This window comes from Methylocystis sp. sgz306128, from assembly GCF_056032725.1.
Genome location: NZ_JBVYWO010000004.1, coordinates 271,000 through 289,850 on the forward strand (window position 1 = coordinate 271,000; position 18,851 = coordinate 289,850).

The 18,851-nt window shown below is 56.3% G+C and carries 16 protein-coding genes and 1 tRNA gene; 9 read left to right on the plus strand and 8 right to left on the minus strand.

Annotation, left to right across the window (positions count from 1 at the left end; all coding sequences use genetic code 11):
* Positions 1 to 2 precede the first annotated feature (2 nt).
* Positions 3 to 410 carry a hypothetical protein gene (locus tag AC0N03_RS09115; RefSeq protein WP_474288374.1) on the minus strand — a complete coding sequence of 136 codons (408 nt, stop codon included), beginning with the start codon at positions 408 to 410 and terminating at the stop codon, positions 3 to 5.
* 112 nt (positions 411 to 522) lie between these two features.
* Positions 523 to 1,143 carry an LOG family protein gene (locus AC0N03_RS09120; protein ID WP_474288375.1) on the minus strand — a complete coding sequence of 207 codons (621 nt, stop codon included), beginning with the start codon at positions 1,141 to 1,143 and terminating at the stop codon, positions 523 to 525.
* Positions 1,144 to 1,252: 109 nt separating this feature from the next.
* On the opposite strand from AC0N03_RS09120, the gene AC0N03_RS09125 reads away from it, so the two are divergent.
* A complete protein-coding gene (locus AC0N03_RS09125; protein WP_474288376.1) occupies positions 1,253 to 2,437 on the plus strand; it encodes a LysM peptidoglycan-binding domain-containing protein in 1,185 nt (394 codons plus the stop codon).
* Positions 2,438 to 2,633: 196 nt separating this feature from the next.
* On the opposite strand, the gene AC0N03_RS09130 is transcribed toward AC0N03_RS09125, so the two are convergent.
* On the minus strand, positions 2,634 to 3,485 hold the full coding sequence (locus AC0N03_RS09130; protein WP_474288377.1) for a fumarylacetoacetate hydrolase family protein: 852 nt from the start codon (positions 3,483 to 3,485) through the stop codon (positions 2,634 to 2,636).
* A gap of 144 nt (positions 3,486 to 3,629) precedes the next feature.
* Positions 3,630 to 5,609 carry a class I poly(R)-hydroxyalkanoic acid synthase gene (phaC, locus tag AC0N03_RS09135; RefSeq protein ID WP_474288378.1) on the minus strand — a complete coding sequence of 660 codons (1,980 nt, stop codon included), beginning with the start codon at positions 5,607 to 5,609 and terminating at the stop codon, positions 3,630 to 3,632.
* A 166-nt stretch (positions 5,610 to 5,775) separates the two neighbouring features.
* Here phaC and AC0N03_RS09140 point away from each other — a divergent pair, with 166 nt between their 5' ends.
* Positions 5,776 to 6,168, plus strand: a complete 393-nt coding sequence (locus AC0N03_RS09140) for a hypothetical protein (RefSeq protein WP_474288379.1) — start codon at positions 5,776 to 5,778, stop codon at positions 6,166 to 6,168.
* A 100-nt stretch (positions 6,169 to 6,268) separates the two neighbouring features.
* Positions 6,269 to 7,471 (plus strand): LL-diaminopimelate aminotransferase, encoded by a 1,203-nt coding sequence (locus tag AC0N03_RS09145; RefSeq protein WP_474288380.1) that lies wholly within the window; start codon positions 6,269 to 6,271, stop codon positions 7,469 to 7,471.
* Positions 7,472 to 7,618: 147 nt separating this feature from the next.
* On the opposite strand, the gene AC0N03_RS09150 is transcribed toward AC0N03_RS09145, so the two are convergent.
* On the minus strand, positions 7,619 to 8,575 hold the full coding sequence (locus AC0N03_RS09150; RefSeq protein WP_474288381.1) for a nucleoside hydrolase: 957 nt from the start codon (positions 8,573 to 8,575) through the stop codon (positions 7,619 to 7,621).
* 138 nt (positions 8,576 to 8,713) lie between these two features.
* On the opposite strand from AC0N03_RS09150, the gene AC0N03_RS09155 reads away from it, so the two are divergent.
* The 5 genes from AC0N03_RS09155 (at position 8,714) to AC0N03_RS09175 (ending at position 14,503) form a co-directional block, all read left to right on the plus strand.
* Positions 8,714 to 10,027 carry a homoserine dehydrogenase gene (locus AC0N03_RS09155; protein ID WP_474288382.1) on the plus strand — a complete coding sequence of 438 codons (1,314 nt, stop codon included), beginning with the start codon at positions 8,714 to 8,716 and terminating at the stop codon, positions 10,025 to 10,027.
* A 29-nt stretch (positions 10,028 to 10,056) separates the two neighbouring features.
* Positions 10,057 to 11,052 carry a class II fructose-bisphosphatase gene (gene glpX, locus AC0N03_RS09160; protein ID WP_474288383.1) on the plus strand — a complete coding sequence of 332 codons (996 nt, stop codon included), beginning with the start codon at positions 10,057 to 10,059 and terminating at the stop codon, positions 11,050 to 11,052.
* A gap of 87 nt (positions 11,053 to 11,139) precedes the next feature.
* Complete coding sequence (gene recJ / locus AC0N03_RS09165; protein WP_474288384.1) at positions 11,140 to 12,939, plus strand: single-stranded-DNA-specific exonuclease RecJ; 1,800 nt, start codon at positions 11,140 to 11,142, stop codon at positions 12,937 to 12,939.
* A gap of 50 nt (positions 12,940 to 12,989) precedes the next feature.
* Positions 12,990 to 13,065 (plus strand) — tRNA-Phe (locus AC0N03_RS09170).
* Between the two features lie 229 nt (positions 13,066 to 13,294).
* Positions 13,295 to 14,503, plus strand: coding sequence for an MFS transporter (locus tag AC0N03_RS09175; protein ID WP_474288385.1), 1,209 nt, complete (start codon positions 13,295 to 13,297; stop codon positions 14,501 to 14,503).
* Positions 14,504 to 14,544: 41 nt separating this feature from the next.
* Here the strand turns inward: AC0N03_RS09175 and AC0N03_RS09180 are convergent, their stop codons facing one another.
* The 3 genes from AC0N03_RS09180 to AC0N03_RS09190 form a co-directional block, all read right to left on the minus strand.
* Positions 14,545 to 15,054, minus strand: a complete 510-nt coding sequence (locus AC0N03_RS09180) for a nuclear transport factor 2 family protein (protein WP_474288387.1) — start codon at positions 15,052 to 15,054, stop codon at positions 14,545 to 14,547.
* 71 nt (positions 15,055 to 15,125) lie between these two features.
* Positions 15,126 to 16,157 (minus strand): hypothetical protein, encoded by a 1,032-nt coding sequence (locus tag AC0N03_RS09185; RefSeq protein WP_474288388.1) that lies wholly within the window; start codon positions 16,155 to 16,157, stop codon positions 15,126 to 15,128.
* Positions 16,158 to 16,534: 377 nt separating this feature from the next.
* Positions 16,535 to 17,143, minus strand: coding sequence for a cytochrome b (locus tag AC0N03_RS09190; protein WP_474288389.1), 609 nt, complete (start codon positions 17,141 to 17,143; stop codon positions 16,535 to 16,537).
* 400 nt (positions 17,144 to 17,543) lie between these two features.
* Between AC0N03_RS09190 and urtA the strand changes: the two genes are divergently transcribed.
* The gene (urtA, locus tag AC0N03_RS09195) at positions 17,544 to 18,848 is read left to right on the plus strand and encodes an urea ABC transporter substrate-binding protein (RefSeq protein WP_474288390.1); all 1,305 of its coding nucleotides are present in this window, start codon (positions 17,544 to 17,546) and stop codon (positions 18,846 to 18,848) included.
* Positions 18,849 to 18,851: the final 3 nt, after the last annotated feature.

The following is an 18,851-nucleotide window of genomic DNA, read 5'->3' on the forward strand; positions in this document are numbered from 1 at the left end:
GATCAGTCCTTCAGAGTGATTTTCGGATCCTTGCACAGATCCATGGCGGACGCATCGGTCTCGGAATCGTCGGCAAAGGTGCCATGCACATCGAAGGAGCAGCTCTTCTTTGTATCGATTTTCAGGCTCACGCTCTTGCCCGGTTCGAGCGGCGCGGTCAGTTGGCCGGCGCTGTCCATTGTCCCGGCAATGCTGATTTCCAGCTCATCGAGCGCAACGGACCGGGAATTTGTTATTTTAACAAGGACGCTGGCCGGCTGCTTCATTTTTTTGGCGGGTTTGGCCATTGCCTTTGGTTTGGCTGGGGTGCTTTCGCCCGCGGCGTACGCCAAAGGCGCCGCAAATGCCGAGATTGCAAACATGCCGACCACGCATGCACCTAGCAGTCTTGCTTGTTTATTCATTCCCATTTCTCCTCCGACTGGCCAACGAGAGCTTGACCAGACGGAGTCTAACCAAGATTTCGCATGTTGCGAAGCCCTATTGTCGGTCGGCAGAATGATGATTGTTGCTTCCGGGTACTTAAAGCGCCGGATTGAGCGAAGCGTGCAGCCTGGCTTTTTCAGTTTCCCGCCGGGCCGTCTCATGCAGCATCGGAAGTATCTCATCGGTTGTCTGGGCAACAAGATATTTTACTTCTGCATTGGCGCGAATGAAATTGGCACTGCGCATGTGGGCCAGCAGATCAAGCAATGGTGTCCAGAACTGGTTGATGTTGGCGAGCAAAACCGGCTTCACATGCCTGTCCAGTTGAACCCATGTCATCTGCTCGACCAGTTCCTCCAGCGTACCAATGCCGCCCGGAAGAGCGACGAAGGCGTCGGCCTTTTCGAACATCAGCCTCTTGCGTGTATGCATGTCCTCGACGACCAGCAGCTCCTGCGCGTCGTCCATCATGGATTCCTTGCGAATCAAGAATTCCGGAATGATGCCCGTGACAAAGCCGCCGTGATCAAGCACGGCGCGCGCGACGGTACCCATCAGGCCGTTTGTTCCGCCGCCATAGACGAGGCTTATGCCGGATCTGGCCATGCTGCGGCCCAGTTCAGCGGCGCAGGCCACGTAAGCCGGGTCATTGCCCGTGCTTGAGCCGCAATAGACACAGATGGAACGAATGGGAGAGGGGCGGACAATTTCATGCATTGTTTCGTTTTGCCTATCTGCAGAGCTGTGGTCAAGAATCAAAAATAATTTTATGCCTTATAGACACTGTCATAAGTTATAGGTGCTGTGACAGGTGAGGGGACGTGTCATGACCAACGAAACAAATAACAACCAGAAGCCGCCATCAAATAGCGGCCGTATGCTGGCGGCTGTTGCTGCCGTTTTGGCCATCGGTGGCGGCTGGTATGCATGGCAAAAAGAGGCTGCCAAAGCCCCCGTAGGCGAGCAGCAGTCCAAGAGCGTTTCACCGGCCCCGGTCACGCCCGCGCAGGAACCCCCTGCTCCCGTCTCCGCGCCAAGCGCAAAAGCCGAGGCGCCGGCCGCAGCGGCTATCGTTCCCTCTTTTGATGTCGCGCGCGTTGAGCCGGATGGTTCAACGCTGGTTGCCGGCCGGGCAGGGCCCAACGCTGAAATCGACCTTCTCGATTCCGGAAACGCGATCAGCCATATTACGGCGGATGCTACCGGACAATTTGTTATTCTGCCCAAGGATCTGGCCCCGGGATCGCATTTGCTGTCACTGCAGTCCCGCGCGGCGGATGGAAGTTTCGTTCTCTCCACACAGAATGTGACAGTCGTCATTCCGCAAAATAAAAAGGACGAAGTGATTGTAGCGCTGACAGCGCCGGGTGAGCCCACAAAATTGCTGTCTGACGCGGCGCCTGCCTCAAAGCCGCTGCCATCCACGAGCGCGGTGCCCGGGCTTGCGCCGGTAACGATCCGCACCGTGGAGGCGGGCGAAGGGGGCGCTCTTTTTGCGTCCGGGCTGGCGGGAACCGGACAAACCGTGCAAGTCTATCTGAGCGGCACATTGGTGGCAAAAGCCGTGACAGCAGCAGATGGCCATTGGTCGCTTCACGTTGCCAAGGGCATGAAGCCGGGCAAATACCTTGTCCGGGCGGATGCATTGAACGAAAAAGGCGATGTGGTTTCGCGCGCTGAAGTTGCGTTTGATTATCCTGAAGCGCCCGGCGCTGCCGCGACGCTTGCGGGCGAATCGTCTGGGGCGAATCAGGCTGCTGCATCCGGTACAGCCGCTGCTCCACAAGCCGGGCAGGCGGCGGGTAGTTCCTCGGCCGATGCCGTGGTCAAGCAGCTTGAGACGGCTTCTGTCTCACGCGGAGACAGCCTCTGGCGCATCAGCCGTAAGGTCTATGGCCGCGGCATCCGCTACACTGAAATCTATGAGGCCAATACCAAACAGATACGCGATCCGCAATTGATCTATCCAGGGCAGGTTTTCGTCCTGCCCGCAGATGGCAAGAAAAATTGAGCGCTCTCGTTTCGTCTCGGATTAGTATCGGCAAGCTGTCGCATACCCCTGTCCGTCAGATGACTATCCGCGCGCGTCAATACGCGGGCAGCTCCGGATAAGGATTTGTCTCAGCGGACAAGCCCTTATCCAGATCTTCCTGACTGCGTCAAAGGATTATGCCGTCCGGCTTAATGCCTTCTTCCAGCCGCAGCGATCAATTTTCGCTATAGGCTACGACGTGCTGTGCCTGACGGCCCAAACCTTCGATGCCCAGTGAAACGGTGTCGCCCGGCTTAAGGAAGCGCGGCGGCTTCATGCCAAGGCCCACGCCCGGCGGCGTACCTGTGGTGATGACGTCACCCGGCTCCAGAATCATGAACTGCGAGATATAGGAAACAAGGGTCTTCACGCTGAAGATCATTGTTTTCGTATTGCCGCTCTGCATCCGCTCGCCATTCACGTCAAGGAACATGTCGAGGTTCTGAATGTCGGGGATTTCGTCCAGAGTCACCAGCCATGGCCCCAGCGGTCCAAACGTTGGGCAGCCTTTGCCCTTCATCCACTGGCCGCCGCGCTCCGTCTGGAACTCACGTTCCGATACATCGTGGCACAGGGCTAATCCGGCGACATAATCAAGCGCTTCATCTTCCGAAACATAGGAGCAGCGCGAACCGATAACCACGGCAAGCTCGACCTCCCAATCGGTCTTCTTTGAGTTTTTAGGTATGACCAGAGCATCATTGGGGCCTGCGATGCAGCTTGGCGCCTTATTGAAAAGAATAGGTTCGCTGGGAATGGGCGCTCCCGTTTCGGCGGCGTGATCTGCATAATTGAGGCCAACAGCAATAAAATTCCCGACCTTGCCGACGCAGGCGCCAAGACGCGGCTTGCCGGACACCAATGGCAGGTTTTTCTCTTTCAGTTTTGCCAGCTTTGCCAGACTTTTGGGTGAGAGAGCCTCTGCGCTCACATCCTTGATGATCTCGCTCAGGTCGCGCAGGCGACCTTCCTTGTCGATCAGGCCCGGCTTTTCCTTACCCGGTTTACCGTAACGCACCAGCTTCATGAATCTTCTCCCAATTATTAAATGCTAGCATTCCAGAAATCTGAAGTGCTGAAATTGCGCCAGAAGAGCCGGGCTTGGCAAGCCCATGCCAGCTTTTTTGACGCCATGAATGTTGAAAACTTCGATCTGAACCGGCTTGGCTGTCTAAACGCGGGCTTTCACATAAGAGCCGGGGGCATCTTCCAGAGGCTCGAGCGGCCCGGATGCCGGATCGCGCGCTGGTACCCGCTCAGGCGCCTGTGCTTCGATCCATTTTATCCAATCGACCCACCATGAACCGGGATGCTCCTCGGCCTGTTTGAGCCAGGCCTCATATTCGCCCGTGGGCCTCGGGCCAAGCCAATATTGATATTTGGTTTTGTAGGGCGGGTTCACAACCCCGGCGATATGCCCGGATCCGGCCAGCACATAGCGCATTTCTCCGCCAAAAAACTGCGCCCCTCTGAATACGGACGGCGCAGGCGCGATATGGTCCTCGCGCGCGGCGAGATTATAGACCGGGATCTTGACTTTGGAGAGGTCCAGCATGATTCCGCCCAGCGGCATCCGCTTGTTGACAAGGTCATTGTTGAGATAGCAATGCCGCAGATAGAACGAATGGTTCGCGGCCGGCATGCGGGTAGAGTCCGAATTCCAGTAAAGCAGGTCAAATGGCGCGGGTGGTTCACCCTTCATGTAATTTTTCACGACATAAGACCAGATCAGGTCGTTGGGGCGCAGCATATTGAACGCATTGGCCATGCTTGAGCCTTCGAGGTAGCCTGTCTTCGACATGCGCTCCTCGGTGGCGCGCACCTGTTCCTCGTCGACAAAGACTTTCAGATCGCCGGGGTCGGTGAAATCAACCTGCGTCGTCAGGAGCGTGGCGCTGTTGATACGGTCGTCCCCGGTTGCGGCCATATAGGCTAATGTCGCAGACAGAAGCGTTCCGCCAACGCAATAGCCGATGGCCGTGACCTGCCGTTCACCTGTCTGCGTGTGGATCGCATCCAACGCGGCAAATATACCTTCGCGCATATAGGCTTCGAAGGATTTTTGCGCCTGACGCTCATCCGGGTTGACCCACGAAATCACGAAGACGCTCAGCCCTTGGGCCACTGCCCAGCGAATGAAGGATTTTTCGGGATTGAGGTCGAGTACGTAGAATTTGTTGATCCATGGCGGCACGATCAGCAGCGGCCGTTTGATGACTGTTTCCGTTGAGGGGCTATATTGCAGCAGTTCAATCAGGTCGTTGCGAAAAACCACCTTGCCCGGGGTATTTGCGAGATTGATCCCAACCTGAAACTTGGACGGATCGCTCTGCCGGATTTTGAGCTGTCCCTTGCCGGCTTCAATATCTTCGGCGAGCATCTGCATGCCGCGCACGAGATTCTCGCCATCCTGCGACAGCGTCGTGCGCAACAATTCCGGGTTGGTGAAGAGAAAATTCGAAGGCGCCAGCGCCGCGCCCAATTGCCGGACATAGAAATTGGCCTTGGCACGGGTGTGCGGATCAAGCCCCTCGGCATCCTGAACCAGATAATTGGCCCAGTTGGTTGCCACTGAATGCGCCTGACGCAGGAAGTCAAAGAAGGGATTGGCCCGCCACTCGGGGTCGCTGTAGCGCTTGTCGGACGGGTCGATCTCGACAACCGGCTTGGCCTGCTCGCCGACGAGCCGTTTCATCGTCTGTTGCCAAAGATCGATGAACTGGGTGGATAGCGCGGTTTGCGCCATGGCGGCCTTTTGCGGATCGCTCATCCAGCGTTCGGCGACGGTACCCAGCGTTTTTACGGCATCCGTCAATTCGGTGGAGACAGGGCTGCCGGTCGTCTGTCCGCCCTTGCTGTATGCGGCGAAGACCTTGCCTGTTTCGTCGACGAGGCGCGCCATGTTCTGCGCCATCTGTTCAAAATTCGGCATGGGTGTCGGGCCGCCCTGAGCGGTATTGTCTGGCCGGGCCTGCGATGCGGCGTGCTGGGGAGCCACCTTCGGTTCATCGGGCAATGCAGAGACCTTGGAGGCCGCGGGCTTCCTGGCCTTGGCGGCCTTCGGGGATTTTTCACGCGCGCGGACGGTGCCGGGCGCGGCTTTTTCGGATTTTGGCCCGGGTCCGGTCGTTCTGGACTTCTCGCGCGCCATGCATTCCCTCCGCAAACCTCAGCATTATCGTCTGTTGCCGATTGTAGCAGCAATTTTTTGAAAATCAGCTTCGATTGATAATAATGACGAGGTTGGACAATCGAAAATAAGACTGTAAGACTGACTGATAATATCACGTTTCTCTGAAAGGTATGAGTTCTCTGCCATGAGCCAATTCGCCGGACACTTTCGCCGTGGATTTCTGGCTGTCGCCGTCGCGCTTTCGGGATGCGCTTCTGGTTCCGACCCGGTTCAATCCTTTGTGACCAGTGCGGGCCTCGTACCGCCGGCGCCTGAAGCCAAGGACTTTGTCAAAGCCTCGCGCCCCGATCCTGCCAAGCTCGATTATATCCCGGTCGGCTTTGAGCCTGTCGAGCGTAAGACGCCGGTGCGCACGCCCGCAGAGGCTGCGGCGGATGATCAGGCCCTGCAAAAGGCTGCAGCACAGGCCGGCCCGGGCAAAGCGCAGCCAGTTGCAGGCGCGAAACAGCCGCCGAAGAAAAAGCTGCCGAAGAAAAAGCCCTTGGCCGTGCCTGAAACTACTCCCGATCAAAATTAATCTTTGCTTCGGTTCTTGCGCAGGTGATAGAACCTGCCTGGCTTGTCACATGACAAGGCCAAACCCTTAAACTCTAACTTTGAGTGTGCAGAGTAATCTCATGACCGACTTTCACAATGTTCGCCGCCTTCCCCCCTATGTCTTTGAGCAGGTCAATCGCCTCAAGGCCAAGGCGCGCGCGGCGGGCGCGGATATTGTCGACCTCGGCATGGGCAATCCTGATCTTGACGCGCCGAAGCACGTCAAGGACAAGCTGATTGAGACCGTCAACAAGCCGCGTACCGACCGCTATTCGTCATCCAAGGGCATTCCGGGCCTGAGGCGCGCGCAGGCGGCATATTATGACCGGCGATTTGGCGTCAAGCTCAATCCCGATACGCAGGTGATCGCCACTCTGGGTTCGAAGGAAGGCTTCGCCAATATGGCGCAGGCCATAACGGCGCCGGGCGATGTCGTACTGGTCCCCAATCCCTCATACCCGATTCACGCCTTCGGCTTTCTCATGGCCGGCGGAGTCATCCGTTCTGTTCCGGCAGAACCGACACCGGATTATTTCCCGGCGCTCGAACGCGCTCTGATGCATTCGATTCCGAAGCCGATCGCCGTTGTGGTGTGCTATCCTTCAAATCCCACCGCCATGGTGGCTTCGCTGGATTTCTATCGCGATCTGGTGGCGTTTGCCCGCAAGCATGAAGTGTTCATCTTGTCGGACCTTGCTTATTCGGAAGTGTATTTCGACAATAATCCGCCGCCGTCTGTCCTGCAGGTGCCGGGGGCGATGGACGTCTGCGTGGAATTCACGTCCATGTCGAAGACCTTCTCCATGGCTGGCTGGCGTATGGGTTTTGCAGTTGGCAACGAGCGCCTGCTGGCGGCGCTGGCCCGGGTCAAATCCTATCTTGATTATGGTGCCTATACGCCCATTCAGGTTGCGGCCACGGCCGCGCTGAATGGCCCTGACGCCTGCATCGAGGAAATGCGCCAGACCTACAAGAAGCGCCGCGATGTCATGGTTGAAAGCTTCGCTCAGGCGGGTTGGGAAATCCCTTCGCCGGTTGCCTCGATGTTTGCCTGGGTTCCGGTTCCGCCCAAGTTCCAGCATCTCGGCAGTCTTGAATTTTCCAAGTTGCTGATCGAAAAGGCCGATGTGGCGGTCGCCCCGGGCATCGGTTTTGGCGAACATGGCGATAATTACGTGCGTCTGGCGCTGGTGGAAAATGAACAGCGGATTCGCCAGGCCGCGCGCGGCATCCGACGCTTCTTCGACAGCGCCGATGAAAAATTGCATAATATGATCGGATAAGCCGTCCGAACACTTGCAATTTATTTGAACGTCCTTCTCCCTGCTGCAATGGGGAGAAGGACGTTTGCCGGACTCTAAGGCATGGGACAATTGTCCCAACACTGCGCAACTTTGTATAGTGTTGCGCAAATGGGTTTAGGAAAGTCTCTAACCCAAGGAATTCATGACCATTTTTTTAAAGGCCCGCGTGTCGATCTCCCAGCAAATGTCGGCGCGATGCGGCTGGTCGCGCCAGATGTCGCGATTGTTGTCGTCCGCGCTCACGCCGAGCTGATCCACAACGGTCATGCCGCGAGTAAGTTCGCTCTGCGTCTCCACGTCGACGGCGTGCAGGCTCCATCGCGTGCCGATGGATTTATCGAGAGCAACAGCCATGGCCGTCGGATCGGGCAGGGATATGCCGTCTTGTCCTGTCTGAGTTCTGAATGCACTGCGGGCAATGCGGTTGCATTCAACGGCGAAGCGGGCGCGCTCCGTGCCAAGCTCCAGCGCAGCCTGAATATAGGTTTCGTCGAATACGGCGTCATCCCGGCTCACGTGCCAGCCGATCATTTCAACGGGCATGCCCGAACGAAACACCATGCGCGCTGCCTCGGGATCGACCCAGATATTATATTCGGCGGCAGGCGTGACATTGCCGACACAACAGGGGTTGCCGCCCATGACTATGCAGCGCTTGACCTTGTGCGCCATCGCGGGCGAGCGCGCCAAGGCCAGCGCGATATTGGTCAGCGGGCCCAAGGTCACGATTTCCAGCTCGGAGCAGTTTTCGGCATGTTCGATAATGGCATCTACCGCATGCATCGATTCGGCATGTCTGGCCGGAACAGGATAGTTCATATTTCCCATGCCGTCCTGTCCGTGAAACCAAGACGCGTCGCTATGGCTGCGCAACAGCGGCTTTTCGGCGCCAATGAACACAGGCACATCCGAGCCGCAGATTTGCGCGGTGTATAGCGCGTTGCGGGCGGCCTGTTTCACCGAAACGTTGCCGGCCACGGCTGTAATAGCCGCAACCCGCACATCCCGCGCCTGAAGCGCCATGATTAGAGCCACTGCGTCATCAGACGCCGTATCCGTGTCAATAAGAAAAGTCCGGGTCATGCGAATCCTCGTTAATTCGCAAATCTAGCGCTTTTTGATGAAATTCATCTATCGCATTTCTTGATTGGATCATCGAAATCAGGCACAAGCAACGCGTCGGTTCCCCGGCGATTTACTTCATCAACTCAGGTTTTTCTCATGTCCTCACCGCTTCGCGTTGGCATTGCAGGCCTCGGCACCGTAGGCGCGTCCGTCATTCAGTTGCTTCGCAATCAGTCGACGGCCCTGACCAAGCTCACAGGACGCGAAATTGTTGTCACCGCCGTAAGCGCGCGCAACAGGCAGCGTGACCGCGGTGTCGCACTGGACAATATGCGTTGGTTTGACGATCCGGTGCAGCTTGCCTGCGCCAATGATATTGATCTCTTCGTTGAGTTGATCGGCGGCGATGAGGGGCCGGCGCGCGCGGCAGTGGAAGCGGCTCTCACATGCAGCAAAAGCGTGGTCACAGCCAACAAGGCACTGTTGGCCAAGCACGGCATGGCCCTCGCGCATCTGGCTGAAGCGCACAAAGTGGCGCTTTCATTCGAGGCTTCCGTCGCAGGCGGCATTCCCGTTGTGAAGACATTACGCGAAGGGCTTGCGGGCAATTCGATCCAGCGCGTTTACGGCATTCTCAACGGGACCTGCAATTATATCCTGTCCAAGATGGAGCAGGAGGGACTCTCGTTTGACGATTGCCTGGCCGAGGCGCAGCGCCTTGGCTATGCAGAGGCCGACCCCACCTTTGATATCGGTGGCTTCGACACGGCGCATAAGCTTGCGATCCTGACCTCGCTGGCCTTCGGCACGGCGATAGATGCCGAAGCGGTTCATATCGAGGGCATCCAATCGATCACGCTGGAAGACTTGCGTTCCGCCGATGAGCTCGGTTTCCGCATCAAATTGCTCGGCGTTGCCCAGCGCACTGAAAACGGCATCGAACAGCGCGTTCATCCGACGATGGTGCCGAAATCTTCGCCGATCGCACAGGTGATGGGCGTGCTCAATGCCGTGACCATCGATGCTGACGCTGTGAAAGAGCTGACGCTGGTCGGCCCGGGGGCCGGTGGTCTGGCGACGGCCTCTGCCGTTGTGGCGGATATCGCCGATATTGCCCGTGGCATCCGTTCGGCGCCCTTCGGGTTGCCGACAGGCGAATTGTCCGTGGTTGAGCGCATACCGATGCAGCGCCACGAGGGCGGCTATTATATACGGCTGATGGTGCATGACAGGCCGGGCGCCGTCGCTTCCATCGCGACGCGCATGGCTGAGCGTGGGATATCCTTGGAAAGCATCATGCAGAAGCGCTCAACTTCGCTGGCTCAGGCCAGCAAGCCGGGCGCGGCCGTGCCGGTGGTGTTGATAACTTATGCTACAACTGAAACAACGGTGCGTGAGGCACTGGAACAAGTTGTCAAAGACAATACAATCGCTCAACTACCGCAAGTCATCCGTATCGAGCGCGAGTGATTGGCGCACTTAGGAGGAAATCAAGGCCCATGACCGATCTTGTCATCAAACAGCAGGATATAATCGAACGTATCCTCACTCTCGAACTTGTACGCGTGACGGAGCGCGCGGCGGTCTCGGCCGCACGGCTGCGCGGACGCGGCAATGAGAAAGCTGCCGATCAGGCCGCAGTGGATGCCATGCGCCGCGAGCTTAACCGCCTGCCGATTGACGGCACGATCGTGATCGGCGAGGGCGAGCGCGACGAAGCGCCAATGCTGTTCATTGGCGAGAAGGTTGGCACGAAAACTGGTCCACGGGTTGATATCGCTGTCGATCCGCTGGAGGGCACGACACTGTGCGCCAAGGACATGCCGGGTTCGATCGCTGTCATGGCTATGGCGCAAGCGGGCTCGCTGCTGAATGCGCCGGACGTGTATATGGATAAAATCGCCATCGGCCCAGGCTATCCTGCTGGCACAGTGGATCTCGATTGGACGCCCGAGGAAAACATTCGTTCCCTGGCCAAGGCCAAGGGCGTAAAACCAAGTGAAATTACGGTGCTGGTGCTGGATCGTCCGCGCCATCACGACCTTATCGAGGCTTGCCGCAAGGCCGGGGCCTCTATTCGTCTGATTACGGACGGCGATGTGGCTGGAATTATTTTCACGACGCAGGCGGAAAAGACGGGAATAGACCTTTATCTGGGCAGCGGCGGCGCGCCGGAGGGTGTGCTGGCAGCCGGGGCGCTGCGCTGTGTTGGCGGCCAGATGCAGGGACGCCTGATCCTCGATACGCAGGCCAAAATCGAGCGGGCAGCATCGATGGGGATACAAGACCCCAGAAAAAAATACGATATGAAGGAACTTGCGAGCGGTGATGTTGTTGTAGCCGCCACCGGCGTTACGGACGGTGCGCTTATCGATGGCGTTCGCTTCCATCGTGACGTGATTGAAACCGAAACAGTGATTTATCGCTCTTTGACAGGCACTGTGCGCCGCATCCGGGCTGAGCATCGTGAAATGGGCAAATTCCGGCTCGATTGATGGCGGCTTCATGGCGCTGTCTGATCCATATGTTGTCGGAACAGCAAACGGGCTGGTTCACATTAACCAGCCCGGGTAACGGAGCGCGTGTTGGCTGACCATTCTGATCTGTCTGTACGATTCGGATCATCCGCCCGGGGAAAGATCTGGCGCAGCCGGCTCTCGCCAATGCAGGATGCACAAGCGCTGGCGATTGCTCAATCGACCGATATTCCTGAAATCGTTGCGCGGATAATCGCGTCGCGCGGCATTCAGGCGGCGGATGCAGCAAGTTTCCTCGATCCGACCCTGCGGCGCCTCATGCCGGATCCCGATGGTCTGGTCGACATGGGCAAACTGGCTGATCGCATTGCAGCAGCGGTTATCCGGCGCGAGACCGTGGCTATCTTCGGCGATTATGATGTCGATGGCGCATGTTCCGCGGCGCTGATGGCGCAATATCTTGACGCGCTGGGCTGCACCACAATCATTCACATTCCGGATCGCATATTCGAGGGCTACGGGCCGAATGTTGAAGCAGTGAAGGCCTTGGCCAAGGCCGGTGCGAGCCTTCTCGTTTGCGTCGATTGCGGCACGACAAGTTTTGAGCCTTTCGCGGTAGCGGCGGGTCTGGGGCTGGATGTGCTGGTTATCGATCATCATCAGGCTCCCGAACATCTTCCGTCCATTGCGGCTCTCGTAAACCCAAACCGGCAGGATGATATTTCCGGTCTGGGCTATCTGTGCGCGGCGGGCGTCACATATATGGCCCTTGTCGCCGTGACGCGCGCTTTGCGCCAACGGGATTTCTGGGCGTCGCATGAGGAGCCGGATCTGCTTGCGGCGCTTGATCTTGTGGCGCTTGCCACGGTCGCCGATGTGGTGCCGCTCGTTGGTCTTAACCGGGCCTTTGTCGCCAAGGGTCTGGCCGTCATGCGGGGCAGGGCGCGGCATGGGCTGCGCGCCCTTATGGATGTTGCGCGGCTTGATGGTCCGCCCACGCCCTATCACCTTGGCTTTTTGTTGGGGCCGCGCATAAATGCCGGCGGGCGGATCGGCGATGCGGCAATGGGCGTCCGGCTGCTCACGAGCCAGCGGGATGAAGAGGCTCTCGCGCTCGCCAGCCAGCTGGATCACCTCAACCGGGAACGCCAGGCCATCGAGGCGGCTGCGCTCGAAGAAGCAGAAGTGCAGGCGATGCTGCATCTGGAGCGGCTGGCGCCCTCCAGCGCCGTTGTCGTTGTCAGTGATGAGGGCTGGCATCCCGGCGTCATGGGTCTTGTCGCAGCGCGGCTCAAGGAAAAATTCGGCCTGCCCGCGTTCTCTATAAGCTGGACCGGGGAAACCGGCACGGGTTCAGGACGCTCGATTGCCGGGGTTGATCTCGGCGTTGCGGTACGGCTCGCCGTTGAAAAAGGACTGGCGCTTAAGGGCGGGGGGCATGCCATGGCTGCCGGCATTACCCTGCAGCGCAGCAAGCTCGACGAGTTCCGTGCGTTCATGTCTGAAAATCTGGCTCATGCCGTTGCGCAGTCGCGGGCCCAAAACCATCTTTCGATCGATGGCGTGCTGCACGCACGTGCGGTTCATGTGGATTTGCTCCGGCAGATCGAGCGGGCCGGGCCTTTTGGCTCGGCCAGTCCTGAACCTGTCTTCGTATTGCCCGATATGCGAATCATCGATGTCGCGCGGGTTGGAACAGGACATCTTCGCCTGCGCGCCCGCGCCGCAGATGGTGCCATCGTCAAGGCCATTGCCTTCCGCGCCGTCGATACGGCCCTGGGAGAAGCGCTTTCGACGGCTAAAACCTCCATGCCTCTGGCGCTTGCCGGCAGCCTTTCTCTGAATCATTGGGGCGGGCGTGAAGAAGTGCAATTTCGTGTCATCGATCTTGCACAAATGGGGTAGACAAGACCGAATTCGCTTTCTATAAAGCGGCAACTTCGCTTCGCGGCGTTGGCCAGATAGCTCAGTTGGTAGAGCATGCGACTGAAAATCGCAGTGTCGCTGGTTCGATTCCAGCTCTGGCCACCACTCTCCCTTTCGCAGCTGTTCCAAATCGTTCAAAAATGTACGGTTTTCAATGATTTAGCTCTTGTTGCTTGTCCAGCGCTGCCGGTATGCCGCTGGAATTGCAGGCAGGTGCCAGTTTCGGGGCCGAACGTGGAAAGCCGGTGGAGAGCGGCTTTAAACTGATGACGGAACCCGCAGCGGTCAAGCCTGCTCACTTGAATGTCGGTACATTCCGTAGTCAGATGTTCTCATGCAGTCCAAGCCGCGCTATTCAACGCTCAAGCAGATTCCATCCGGCGTGTGGGTGCTGGGACTGGTAAGCCTGTTCATGGATATTTCTTCAGAAACGATCCATAGCCTGCTGCCGATGTTCATGATCGGCGTTCTGGGTGCCAGCGGTCTTGAGGTCGGACTGATCGAGGGAGTGGCCGAATCTACCGCGCTGATCGTCAAGATTTTTTCTGGCGCTCTGAGTGATTACCTCGGGCAACGAAAGTCTCTTGCTGTTTTTGGCTATGCGCTGGGTGCTTTGTCCAAGCCGCTTTTTGCTCTGGCGCCGGGAATATCACTCATTTTCACCGCGCGAATCGTCGACAGGATAGGCAAAGGCATCCGCGGCGCACCGCGCGATGCATGGATCGCTGACATGGTGCCGCCAAAATTGCGCGGTGCGGCCTTCGGACTAAGGCAATCGCTCGACACGGTGGGGTCCTTCCTTGGCCCAATTCTCGCGGTGATCCTGATGTTGATATTTGCCGACAATTTTCGGGCCGTTTTCTGGTTTGCCGTTATCCCCGGGTTGATATCCGTGGCGCTGCTGGCTTTTGGCGCCAAAGAACCGCAGCGTCTTCATAATGAAAAGCGGCAAAACCCGATCCGCCGGGAAAATCTGGCGCGGCTGAACGCATCCTACTGGTGGGTCGTTGCCATCGGGGCAATATTTACACTGGCGCGTTTCAGCGAGGCGTTTCTGGTCCTGCGCGCGCAGCAGAGCGGTATTCCAATCGCCTGGGTTCCGTTGGTTATGGTCGCAATGAACGTGATCTATGCGCTGACGGCCTATCCGTTTGGCAAGCTTGCGGATCAGTTCAGTCATCGCAGGCTGCTGGCGCTGGGTCTTGGCGTTCTTATTCTGGCAGATGCGGTTCTGGCCTCAGAGCGGCATTGGAGCGTCATTTTGATCGGTGTGGCCATATGGGGCGTGCACATGGGCATGACGCAGGGCCTGTTGGCGACCATGGTGGCCGATGTCGCGCCGGCCGACCTGCGGGGTACGGCCTTTGGCGTATTCAATCTTGTCAGCGGCGTTTCTATGCTTTTTGCCAGCCTGCTGGCCGGGTTGCTTTGGGATCAACTAGGACACAGATTTACATTTTATGCCGGAATTGTTGTCTGCGTTGTCGCGCTGATCGTGCTTGCCATCCAACCTGCGCATTCAAAGGCAATGAAACCCGGTTGAAGCAATCAGCCGTTTCGTTTCCGAGACAATGCTCTGTAATATCAATATTTTTTATTGATAACAGGTTGCTCTGCTTCTCCCGGAATAGGCGCGGTTGCCGTACTGCTGGCGGCGGCATAGCGCACGACGAGTATCGGGTGCCCATCCTTCTGGCTCCAGACATCCACGATCATGTAATTTTGCCCGCGGCGTTTATCGCTGGACGTGGTGAGCGTGAAACTGACAATGCGAACCGTATCAAGATCATGCACCGCCATGTCGCTGATTGAGACAAATGGGGCGGGGTTCCTGATCGATTGTGCAAGCCAGGCCGCTCGCGGCACAGGGTCGCCGGTATGTCCGGGTGTGCGCATTTCAAAATTATCGGCAACCAGTTTGTCGATTTCCGCCTTGTCCTTTTGTCCGATTGCTTGCGACAACCGCACCTCATAATCGGAATATTCCTGAACGAGGCGGGTAATGACGGGAACGTTGCTGCGCACCGATTGTGCATTGGCAAAAGCTGGAATTGCTATTGCCAATGCCAGGGAAGCCATCAATCGCACAGACATGCTTATCTTCATTGTCAAATTCAGCACCCGCAATCGGACTTAAATATGGCTGCGGAAATAACGCTCACACCTTATTGCAGAGCACAAGAACCGCCGTTTGCATTCTTCCAGTTCTGCTGAATGAGATAGATGTTGTTCGACCACGTGACATTATAAAGCGCGCCACCCGAGGTTTTCGATGTCGTGCCGAAATTCCAGGCACATTTATCAGCGTTTTCATAGCCGCGCTTGTCGTACCAGGCATTCAGATCCGGATCGGTAACAGCCTCGCTCAATTCATGCGCGATGATGCTGGCCATTCCGTCCGCGCCTGAATTGCCGTTGGGACTGTTGGTCTGTGCTTCGCAGGCCGAGGGACACATGTCCGGATTACCGACAAAGGAATATTTGATGTCATAGCCGTTAAGCAGGCCATGCGTGTGCCAGCCACAATAAGAGGTGCAGAAGCCGGATGTTTCGTTGACGCCCTTGGCGGTCAGCACGAAGTACACGCCATTGGTGTCATTCGGAACTTGTTTGGCATTGATAGCGTCAGCCACGATCTGCTGAACATTGGCATCGGTGAGTGAATTGCCGAATTTGGAGTAATCGGCGCTCTGCGCCTGGCCTTTCAGATTTGCGCTGCCGCTGAGGTAGGTTTTTGTCCCTGATGAATTGGCGTAATAATAGGTGGCGTTTATCTTAAAGTAGGGCGTATTGTTACCCATCTCACTGGCGAAAGTTGGGAGAATTGTCGTCGCGGTATTGGAGTTCCATGTGACGGGATTGTTGTTTCCGTTGGTTCCGCTGGTGGTGTCTCCATACCAGATATAATAAACGTTGGGTGCACCTGCGGCTGTATCCAGCATCACCGGGCCGCCGTGATAATTGATGCCATTAGTCGATGTTTGCGAGAAAGTCTTGGCATCCCGTGCCGACTTGCCGGTGGGGTCAATAACGCCGCGTCCTTTTCCGTTCGGAACCAGATTAAAATTCGGGGGCACCAATTCATTCTGATGTCCTCTCGATTCCATAGCCGACGCACCCGCAACACCAGCAAGCGAAAGCGATGCAGCTATCACGGCAGAAACCGACACTTTGTGCGCTGAAAAATTCATTTTCATGAAAGCCCCCAATTACGGAAAGAAATGTCTGATCAAATATTGGTCAAACTGTAGCGCAAAATTCGAAAAATTTCAATCCGCATGAATTGGGAATGCGCAATATTCAAATTATTTAAAATTTCTGCTTAATCAGGTTAATTAACTATTAATTACACGCCGATTTAAATACTTCAGTGTAATTAATATATTTCACAACTGAGCCATAAATTTTGGAATGCCATTCGCCTGATATCCGGCAGGGTAAAAAAATTGGGCGCGTTTTCATAAATTGAGACACACGTCATCGGCGTACGTCCTCGAAGGCAAGGCAAAAATTCCGCTTTAAAGTCATTGAGTCCGGAGCAGGACGCGCCAATTTTTCGGAGGCAGGCTGCAGTCTATTGGTTCGTGATGAGCCTGCGAAACCGGTTATCCAGCCGGTTCAGGAGCGCCATCGCCTGTTCCGGAAGCATGGAACGCAGGACATCGTCCGCAAGTACGTAATGGTGGAACAAGGCCGCTGCGGCATGAATCCCTGCCAGCCACATTATGGCATCGCCAAGCAGGGTATGTATTTCAAGCGTCCATCGACCAAGGTTCATCATTTCGGGCAGCGACAAGGCAAATTCGCCCGCCAGAAAAATGAAGACGCCATGGCCGGTCAGACCGCTGCCAATTATCGCCGAAACTGGGACGCCGAGCAAAAGCGCATATAGTCCATAATGCGTTAACTGGGCTGCGAGCGTCATCCACCGCGGCATAGGCACAGCCTGTGGCTGCCGATCAAACGTCCGCCACAAGAGACGAAGCAGCGTAAGCGTAAAAACCGCCATGCCGAGAGTTTCATGGAGAATCAGAGCGCTGCGATTCTGGTCGGCAAAAACTCGTTGCACGCTGCCGCCTTCACCCGAAATAAACGCCAGCAGCACCGCAAGGGCTGTTAGCCAGTGAAGCGCCCGCGTGAGGCCGCTATAGGCGGTTGGTGACGAGTGGAGGTTCTGAGCCATAAAAAGGATTCCAATATAGAGACCCGCAAATTCTCGGATATGTTTTTGGTCAATTTATGTCGCAGTGCAAAATTAACGAAATTTAATGCAACTTTCGCGCTGCGCCCTTTAATTGCACAGAATCCAGGTATGAGACACTGAAGCGGACGATCAGAAAAACATAGTTTTTATCAGGATATGGCGAAGTATTGATCAATTCGGCAAATCAACTGCGCTATTTTTAGGCACAAATTGCACCAACATTTCGAAATATATAATTCAAAAATTTAAATGATAATAAATCAATAACTTAAGACGATTTCCCCTTAATGGCACGTGACTTGCTTTGTTGGGTTTGTCCTCCTGGACACAGCTTCAACTGATGCGCCAAGTCGCGCATCCAATAATGGTGGGTCGTCACATGGTTCTCTCGCGTCGCAATTTTCTGGCAGCTTCCGGCGCCTTGATAGGCACGGCAGCAAGCGGCATTTCATCAAAGGTTTTTGCCGCCAACGACACAATCAAGGTTGGCATTCTGCACTCGCTTTCGGGCACCATGGCCATTTCCGAAACAACCCTCAAAGACGTAATGCTCATGCTGATCGAGGAGCAGAACAAGAAGGGCGGCTTATTGGGCAAGAAGCTTGAGCCCGTGGTTGTTGATCCGGCATCGAACTGGCCGCTGTTTGCCGAAAAGGCGCGCGAGTTGATTTCTAAGGACAAGACTGTTGTCACGTTCGGCTGCTGGACCTCGGTTTCGCGCAAGTCTGTGCTTCCGGTGTATGAGGAGCTCAACTCCATTCTGTTTTATCCGGTTCAATATGAAGGCGAGGAGTCGCAGCGTAATGTCTTCTATACGGGCGCCGCGCCAAACCAGCAGGCCATTCCCGCTGTCGACTATCTGATGAGCGAGGATGGCGGCGCCGTGAAGCGGTGGGTGCTTGCCGGCACAGACTATGTCTATCCGCGCACCACCAACAAGATTCTTGAAGCCTATCTGAAAGCCAAGGGCGTCAAGGAAGAAGATATCATGATCAACTATACGCCGTTTGGCCAGTCCGACTGGCAGACAATTGTGTCGGACATCAAGAAGTTTGGCTCGTCGGGCAAAAAGACGGCCGTGGTTTCGACGATCAATGGCGATGCCAATGTGCCTTTCTATAAGGAACTTGGCAATCAGGGCATCAAGGCGACGGACATTCCGGTTGTCGCATTCTCCGTTGGCGAGGAAGAACTCGCCGGCCTCGATACCAAGCCGCTCGTCGGCCATCTCGCCGCCTGGAATTATTTTGAATCGATCGATACGCCTGCCAACAAAGATTTTATCGCCAAGTGGCACAAGTTCATCAAGAACGACAAGCGCACCACGAATGATCCGATGGAGGCCCATTACATTGGCTTCAACATCTGGGTCAAGGCGGTAGAAAAGGCCGGAACAACCGATACAGATGCCGTGCTCGATGCCGCAATCGGTGTCACCGTTCCCAATCTGACCGGCGGTTACGCCACCATGATGCCGAACCACCACATCACGAAGCCGGTGTTCGTGGGCGAAATTCAAGGCAATGGCCAGTTCAATGTGGTCTGGCAATCGCCGGGCGAAGTGGCTGGCGACGAATGGTCCGACTATTTGCCGGGTTCAAAGGATCTCATCTCCGATTGGCGTAAGCCGCTCAATTGCGGCAATTTCAACGTCGTGACCGGAAAGTGCGGCGGCAAGGTCTGAACG

Coding starts and splice junctions, on each gene's coding strand:
- AC0N03_RS09115 (WP_474288374.1), bottom strand. CDS start 410: ATGGGAATGAATAAACAAGCAAGACTGCTAGGTGCATGCGTGGTCGGC.
- AC0N03_RS09120 (WP_474288375.1), bottom strand. CDS start 1,143: ATGCATGAAATTGTCCGCCCCTCTCCCATTCGTTCCATCTGTGTCTAT.
- AC0N03_RS09125 (WP_474288376.1), top strand. CDS start 1,253: ATGACCAACGAAACAAATAACAACCAGAAGCCGCCATCAAATAGCGGC.
- AC0N03_RS09130 (WP_474288377.1), bottom strand. CDS start 3,485: ATGAAGCTGGTGCGTTACGGTAAACCGGGTAAGGAAAAGCCGGGCCTG.
- phaC (WP_474288378.1), bottom strand. CDS start 5,609: ATGGCGCGCGAGAAGTCCAGAACGACCGGACCCGGGCCAAAATCCGAA.
- AC0N03_RS09140 (WP_474288379.1), top strand. CDS start 5,776: ATGAGCCAATTCGCCGGACACTTTCGCCGTGGATTTCTGGCTGTCGCC.
- AC0N03_RS09145 (WP_474288380.1), top strand. CDS start 6,269: ATGACCGACTTTCACAATGTTCGCCGCCTTCCCCCCTATGTCTTTGAG.
- AC0N03_RS09150 (WP_474288381.1), bottom strand. CDS start 8,575: ATGACCCGGACTTTTCTTATTGACACGGATACGGCGTCTGATGACGCA.
- AC0N03_RS09155 (WP_474288382.1), top strand. CDS start 8,714: ATGTCCTCACCGCTTCGCGTTGGCATTGCAGGCCTCGGCACCGTAGGC.
- glpX (WP_474288383.1), top strand. CDS start 10,057: ATGACCGATCTTGTCATCAAACAGCAGGATATAATCGAACGTATCCTC.
- AC0N03_RS09175 (WP_474288385.1), top strand. CDS start 13,295: ATGCAGTCCAAGCCGCGCTATTCAACGCTCAAGCAGATTCCATCCGGC.
- AC0N03_RS09180 (WP_474288387.1), bottom strand. CDS start 15,054: ATGTCTGTGCGATTGATGGCTTCCCTGGCATTGGCAATAGCAATTCCA.
- AC0N03_RS09185 (WP_474288388.1), bottom strand. CDS start 16,157: ATGAAAATGAATTTTTCAGCGCACAAAGTGTCGGTTTCTGCCGTGATA.
- AC0N03_RS09190 (WP_474288389.1), bottom strand. CDS start 17,143: ATGGCTCAGAACCTCCACTCGTCACCAACCGCCTATAGCGGCCTCACG.
- urtA (WP_474288390.1), top strand. CDS start 17,544: ATGGTTCTCTCGCGTCGCAATTTTCTGGCAGCTTCCGGCGCCTTGATA.